Source organism: Paenibacillus forsythiae T98 (assembly GCF_000520735.1).
In the GTDB taxonomy this organism is placed as follows: Bacteria; Bacillota; Bacilli; order Paenibacillales; family Paenibacillaceae; genus Paenibacillus_AQ; species Paenibacillus_AQ forsythiae.
This window is the reverse complement of record NZ_ASSC01000273.1, coordinates 1-6,664: the sequence shown is the minus strand read 5'-3', so window position 1 is coordinate 6,664 and position 6,664 is coordinate 1. Positions and strand designations below refer to the sequence as shown.

Below are 6,664 nucleotides of genomic sequence, written 5' to 3'. Positions count from 1 at the left end.
CCCCCGCCGAAGCAGCCCCGGCTTCCGCTTGGCGCGGTATGGCATGAAGAGAGCTATAATCCGGATCAGATCGGTTACCTGAGAGAGATCAACGAGGCCCAGCGCCAGTTGCTGAAGGAGGCTGGGCTGGAGGCGAGGGACTGGACCAGCCGGGTAGCGTCCTTCTTCGCCGCCAACCCGGAATACGGCGACGCGAAGCGAACGCTGAAAGAGCAGGGCTTTACCTGTGGCAACCTCAAGGAGGAGTAACCCTTAAGCCCGGAGGAAAGGAACGCATCGATGACACTACAACAACTGAGATATGTGATCGAGGTGGCGGGCCGCGGTTCGATGAACGAGGCGGCGAAGCGGCTGTTCATTTCCCAGCCGAGCCTGTCGAATGCGATCCGCGATCTGGAGGATGAGATCGGGATTACGATCTTTGAGCGGACCAACAAAGGCATCTCGCTGTCGAAGGAGGGCGCGGAGTTCCTGAGCTATGCCCGGCAGGTGGTCGAGCAGGCAGAACTGCTGGAGAACCGGTATCTTGGCGCGAAGCCGTCCCCGCAGCATTTCTCCGTCTCCACCCAGCATTACGCGTTTGCGGTCAATGCCTTTGTGAACCTGGTCCGCGAGTACGGGCAGGACGAATACGAGCTGGCGCTCCGCGAGACGAAGACCTACGAAATCATTCAGGATGTCAAAAGTCTCCGCAGCGAAATCGGCATTCTGTATCTGAACGAATTCAACGCCAAAGTGATGGGCAGGCTGCTGAAAGACGCGGGACTTGTGTTCAACAGTCTGTTCACGGCGAAACCGCATATTTTTATCAGCATCCACAACCCGCTTGCCAAGCAGTCTCTCGTAACGATAGACCAGCTTCACGAATACCCCTATTTGTCCTTTGAACAAGGGGAGTACAATTCCTTTCACTTCTCGGAGGAAATTTTAAGCACGCTCTCGCATCCAAAGAGCATTCGGGTCAACGACAGGGCGACGCTGTTCAATCTGCTCATCGGGCTGAACGGATACACCATTTCTACCGGGGTGCTGAGCGCGGACCTGAACGGCAATGAAATTATTCCTGTTCCGCTGGATTGCGGCGAAAGCATCAATGTCGGCTGGATCTGCCACAAGGACACTGCTCTTTCGAAGCTGGCCCTTGCTTATGTGGAGGAATTGAAGAAGGCAACCGCCGAGTAATTTGTATAGGAGGAAATCCGCCGAATGGGCTGGATTCCTCCTTTTTTATGTCCTTTTTATAATAGGTATGAAAATTTTGGGATATTTCTTGCTTCCTGCCAAATTCCCGTCCCCCGGTAGAAGAGCCATGGTGATATTGGATTCCGCTTCCCCCTCTTCAAGCGTACCCCCGTCTACTACGTTAGAGCCATTTTTTCTATGTTTTCTGAAAGTGCATTGACCTTTTTCCAGGCGATAAATATATTTGGTGTAAGTGAATCGAAATCTGTCCGAACGTGAGCTTTCCGCTTGATTTTTATTCATAAACTTAAGGGGTGACTGCTTCGATGAAACCGGAAATCAGCATAATCGTGCCTGTGTATAACGTGGAGAACTATATCCATAAATGTGTGGATTCGATTCTGGCACAGAGCTTCGAGAACTTCGAACTGATCCTGGTCGATGACGGCTCTCCCGACAATTGTCCCGCCATTTGCGACAGCTACGCGGCCATGGATGCGAGGGTCAAGGTCATTCACAAGCCGAACGGCGGATTGTCCGACGCCAGAAACTGGGGAATCAATGCCGCAGAGGGCCAATATATCGGCTTTGTCGATTCGGATGACTGGATTGCCGAAGACATGTACGAATCGCTGTACAACTCCTTGATCTTGCATGAAGCGGATATTGCCGTATGCTGTCATTATTGGGTGGTCGACGGCGAACTGTCCCGGATAAACAACTTCGACGGCTACCCGTCCGTGCTGGGTCATGTGGAGGGGTTAAGCGAGCTGCTGACGGATGTGCGGATTAAGAACCTGGCCTGGGACAAGCTTTACAAGAAGGAGCTGTTCCGCAGCGTGCATTATCCCGTCGGCGCTTACTACGAAGATACTCCGACCACCTATAAATTGTTCATGCAGGCCTCAAAGGTCGCTTTGGTGAACATGCCCAAATACTATTACATCAGCCGGAAGGAGAGCATTACGGGCAGCAAAAATCTGAAAAAGCTGCAGGATAAATTCGCCGGCGCTTATGAGAAATACGATAAGATCAGAAGCCAGTACCGGGACAAAATCGATGCGAATGCCTGGGGCTGGGCCGCTAACATCGTAATCAACGAAGCCATGGAGCTGTACAATTTCCTGCTTCGGGAAAAAGACGGGCTCGATCACAGCCAGGATGTCGACAAGATCAAACAGTTCCTGCGGGAGAATCTCTCCGTAATCATGGGCGCCAAGCAGGTCGGACTGAAGCTGAAAATGGCCGCTTTGATCCTGTCGACCAGCGAAGCGTTTTACAGCCTGCTGTACAGCACGCTGATCTTTCCGTTCCGCAAAGAGAAGAATCAGAGTCTGATGTAGATTGCCCGTGAAACGCCGGTTCGGTCACGCATTCTTATTTACCGGGGAGGAACCTGTGATGCATATCGGAATTTTCATGCATACCAACTGCTTCGAAGATTTCTTCGTGAAGGGGCTCGGCATCAGCGAGCGAGAGTATGTCGAATCCTATCATAATGATTTCTCGTTCGATTATGCCCGTCTGCTGCGGAGGCACGGGATTGAAACAACTATCTACAATTTCACGAAGACCGGCAGCAAGGCCCGCACCTACCGCCATAAAGTCGTCGATTGTACGGTGAAGTTCATACCGGTCAATACCCCGTACCGTCTGTATGACCGGATTCCGTTCTCGCAGCGGACGCCTGTCCTCAAATTTGTCTCCCAGTATATCTCCACCATTCAGCCTGACCTTGCGCAAATGCTGAAGGACGACGGCATCGACGTCATCTATGCGCAGGAATACGCTTCGGGGCGATTTGAACGGCTGGCCGCTGTTGCTAAATCCGCCAAGATCCCCATCATTGCCGCGTATCACGGCGGAAGCATACCGGGGTTCCTGCTGCCGATCAAGAAACGGACTCTGCGGCAGGCCGCCTATCTGACGACGCTCAACGAGGATGAGCACCGCAGCATGCTGTCGTCTTTGCCCGGGATGAAAGACCGCATCCGGATCATTCCGAATTTCGTCAACCGCTCCATCTTCCACCGGGAGGACCGGGAGGAAGCGCGCCGGGCTTTGGGCCTTGATGATAATGCGCGATATATCATTACGGTCGGACGGCTGGACGAGCATCAAAAAGGGCATTCTCTGCTCGTCGAGGCGGTCAGGACGCTGAAGGATTTTCCCGAGCTGAAGGTGCTGATCGCCGGGAGCGGGCCGGATGAGCAGGATTTGCGGAAGCGGATTTCGGATGCCGGTCTGGAGGACAAGATCATCCTGCTCGGCTCGGTGCGCGACAAAAACGAATTGAGGCACTATTACAACGCCTGCGAGCTGTTTGTGCTTCCTTCACGCTATGAGGGACTGCCCCTTGTTCTTCTGGAAGCCGGCGCCTGCGGGCTGCCCGCCGTGGCCTTCAATGTGATGGGCGTCAGAGGGCTGATCCGGGACGGGGAGAACGGGCTGCTTGCGGAGAATCTCGATCCCCTCCGGCTGGCCGAGGCGCTTCGCAAGCTGCTGTCGGACCCGGATGCCCGCTCGGAGATGGGTGGCCGGGCGCTCGATATTGTCCGCAGCCAATATTCCGAGGAGATTATCGGCGCCAAGCTGAGCGCGCTGTTCACGGACAGTGTGGGCGACGACAGCGGCGTAAAGTTCAAACCGGCGGTTCTGGCCGGACATAAATAAGCGGATATCCGATGACCGTCAAGAGGAGGAGAGCTTAATGAAGCTTAGCGTAATCATTCCGGCGTACAATGTGGAAGGGCATATCGGCCATACACTGGAGTCGCTGGCAGGACAGACGAGCAAGGAATTTGAGACGATTGTCGTTGATGACGGCTCCACTGACGGAACGGGGCAGGCGGTTCAGGACTTTATCGACCGGGGAAAGCTCACCAACTGCCGGCTGATCCGCACGCCGAATGGCGGCGTCAGCGCGGCCAGAAACAAGGGCGTAGAGGAAGCGCTTGGAGACTACGTTATGTTTCTGGATGGCGACGATCATGTGGACCCGGCTATGGTCGAGTCTTTTGTCCGCGCTGTGGAGGACGGGGCTCCCGACATTGTATGCTGGAAATGGCTGCTGGTCGATGAGAACGGCAAGCAGATTTATGATTTCTACCGGGATATTCGCGGGCTTCCGGAGAAAATGTCGGGCGAGGATGCGCTGCGGCGGATATTGGTGGAGCGGACGATGCGGATTTGGACGGCGAGCGCCGCTTACAGCAAGGCGATGCTGGAGGAAGGCAGGGTTGCCTACGCGGCAGGCTGCATTAACGGGGAGGACCAGGAGTACACGTTCAAGGCTTTGGCGCGGGCGTCCAATGTGGTCTTTATTGAAAAAGTGCTGTCCTTCTATCTCCAGCGGAGCACGTCTATCTCAAGCGTCTATAATGTCAAAAAGTTTGATTATGCGGATGCTTTCAAGCGTGCGGCGGAGGTAATGAGAGGGCGTCCGGAGCTGGAGGATGTCCGGGATACCCTGCTCTCCCGCCATATGCTTGAGAACTATTTTTACAATCTGAAGACCTGTCTTGGAAGCACCGGCAATGTATCGATCCGCGCGCTGCTCCAGGATATCGACAAGCACTATCCCCGTTTGAATGAAGAGATGCGTCTGGTCATGAAGCGCCAAATCAAAGAGCACGGCAGAGTAAATGTGCAAATCCGTTCCTTTCTGATCGCTCCGGAGCTGTATTTGGCGCTCCTTGGATTCCGGCAGGCGGCTATACGGATTAAGGCCGGAATTCGCTCCAGACTCCGCCACGCGGCGGCATAACGCAAAAGCGTACGGGCAGCCATTCCATCATAAGCGTGATTGAATGATCCGGTTCACGCGGCAACTTTAGAATCACTCAAAAGGAGGAACGGTATGATAGCCAAACGCAGCATTCTTAATGTTTCCATCGGTTTACTCAGCCAGCTGGTTACCATTGCACTCAGCTTCTTTATTCCCAGGCTGATTATGCTGAATTACGGTTCGGAAGCCAATGGACTCGTCGCCTCTATTACGCAGATTATCGCCTATCTGTCTCTGCTGGAAGCCGGCGTCGGCGCCGCCTCCATCCAGGCGCTGTACCGTCCGATCGGGCAGAACGACCGTTCCAAAATCAATGACATTTTGGCTGCAACCTCCATTTATTACAAGAAAACGGGTCTTTACTATTTTGCCGCGGTTATTCTGATTGCGCTCGTTTATCCGTTTGTGATTGAATCCGGGTTTGACGCGCTTACGGTAATGGCAGTGGTGGCGCTCAGCGGGCTGGGCGGGGCGGTCAACTATTATTTCCAGGGGAAGTTCAGGGTGCTGCTGATTGCTGAAGGAAAGAGCTATATCGAATCCTCGGTTGTCATGATTGCCAATATCGTCAACAGCCTGGTCCGTATCCTGCTGCTGCTTCAAGGCTTTGATATTATAGCGGTGCAAGCGGTTTATTTCATCGTCATGCTGCTGCAAATTGTCGTGTATCGGCTGTATATCCGCAAGTATTACAAATGGATTGATCTGAACCGGAAGCCCGATTATGCGGCGATCAGCCAGAAGAACTCCGCGCTTGTTCACGAGCTGTCATACCTGATTTTCCGAAATACGGATATTCTGGTGCTGACCGTCTTCACCAATCTGAAGGTTGTCAGTATCTACGTTCTGTACAATATGGTGTTCAACTTTGTGGACAATCTCGTGCAAATGCTTAGCGGCAGCCTGAAGTTCGCGCTGGGTCAGAGCTATTTCGACAACCGGGCGAAGTTCATGAAGATGTACAATATGTACGAGACGTATTACATCGGCTTCATCTTTGCGATTATCAGCATGGTCACGATCCTGATTCTGCCTTTCATGGGGCTGTACACGGCCGGGATCAAGGACATGAATTACATTGATTATCTGCTTCCTCTGCTGTTCGCGGCGGCCAAGCTCCTGATTAACGCCCGGACTCCGGCGGATGCTGTAATCGAAATTGCCGGTCATTTCCGCAGCACGCAGGGAAGGTCGATTCTGGAATCGGTGATCAATCTCGTCTGCTCCATCGGATTTGTCTTGTTGTTCGGCATTTACGGCGTATTGATGGGCACGATTGTGGCGCTTCTCTACCGGTCGCTGGATATGATTATTTATTCCAACCGGAGGCTTCTGGAGCGCAGTCCCTGGATCACGCTGCGAAAGTGGGGGGCGAATATTGCGTTGTTCATCTTCACTCTTCTGGTTGTGGAAAGCGTCAAGCTTCCCATTCATTCTTTCTTTTCCCTGATTGTATGGGGGCTTGTGCTGTCTGCGCTGATCTTCCCCCTGTATTTTACGGTCAACGCCTTGTTTGAAAAGGGCGGGTTCGCGGTTCTGCCCGGGCTTGCAAGGAAGGTGACCTCACGGTTCAGGCTGGGCAAGAAGCCGGCCGCGCAAGGAGGCTCGCAGTAACAGGTGAAAAAAGGGAAAAGCGCCCGGCCTTGCGGCTTCGGCGCTTTTTTGCCGGTGCGTTAAGCACCCCGGCCCGCTTGC

The 6,664-nt window shown here is 53.5% G+C and carries 5 protein-coding genes and 1 pseudogene; all 6 read left to right on the top strand.

The features are described from left to right. Window positions 1–249, top strand: a pseudogene (locus tag L692_RS32570) (NADPH-dependent oxidoreductase); the annotation flags it as partial. A 30-nt stretch (window positions 250–279) separates the two neighbouring features. Continuing rightward, window positions 280–1,182, top strand: a complete 903-nt coding sequence (locus L692_RS0109135) for a LysR family transcriptional regulator (RefSeq protein ID WP_025699190.1) — start codon at window positions 280–282, stop codon at window positions 1,180–1,182. 326 nt (window positions 1,183–1,508) lie between these two features. After that, window positions 1,509–2,525: a glycosyltransferase family 2 protein gene (locus L692_RS30570; RefSeq protein ID WP_025699189.1), complete on the top strand. Its 1,017-nt coding sequence runs from the start codon at window positions 1,509–1,511 to the stop codon at window positions 2,523–2,525. 58 nt (window positions 2,526–2,583) lie between these two features. Then, entirely contained in the window at window positions 2,584–3,855 is a 1,272-nt protein-coding gene (locus tag L692_RS0109125) for a glycosyltransferase family 4 protein (RefSeq protein WP_025699187.1), read from the top strand. A 37-nt stretch (window positions 3,856–3,892) separates the two neighbouring features. Then, the gene (locus L692_RS0109120; RefSeq protein WP_025699185.1) at window positions 3,893–4,948 is read left to right on the top strand and encodes a glycosyltransferase family 2 protein; all 1,056 of its coding nucleotides are present in this window, start codon (window positions 3,893–3,895) and stop codon (window positions 4,946–4,948) included. A gap of 93 nt (window positions 4,949–5,041) precedes the next feature. After that, window positions 5,042–6,583: a lipopolysaccharide biosynthesis protein gene (locus tag L692_RS0109115; RefSeq protein WP_025699183.1), complete on the top strand. Its 1,542-nt coding sequence runs from the start codon at window positions 5,042–5,044 to the stop codon at window positions 6,581–6,583. Window positions 6,584–6,664 lie beyond the last annotated feature (81 nt).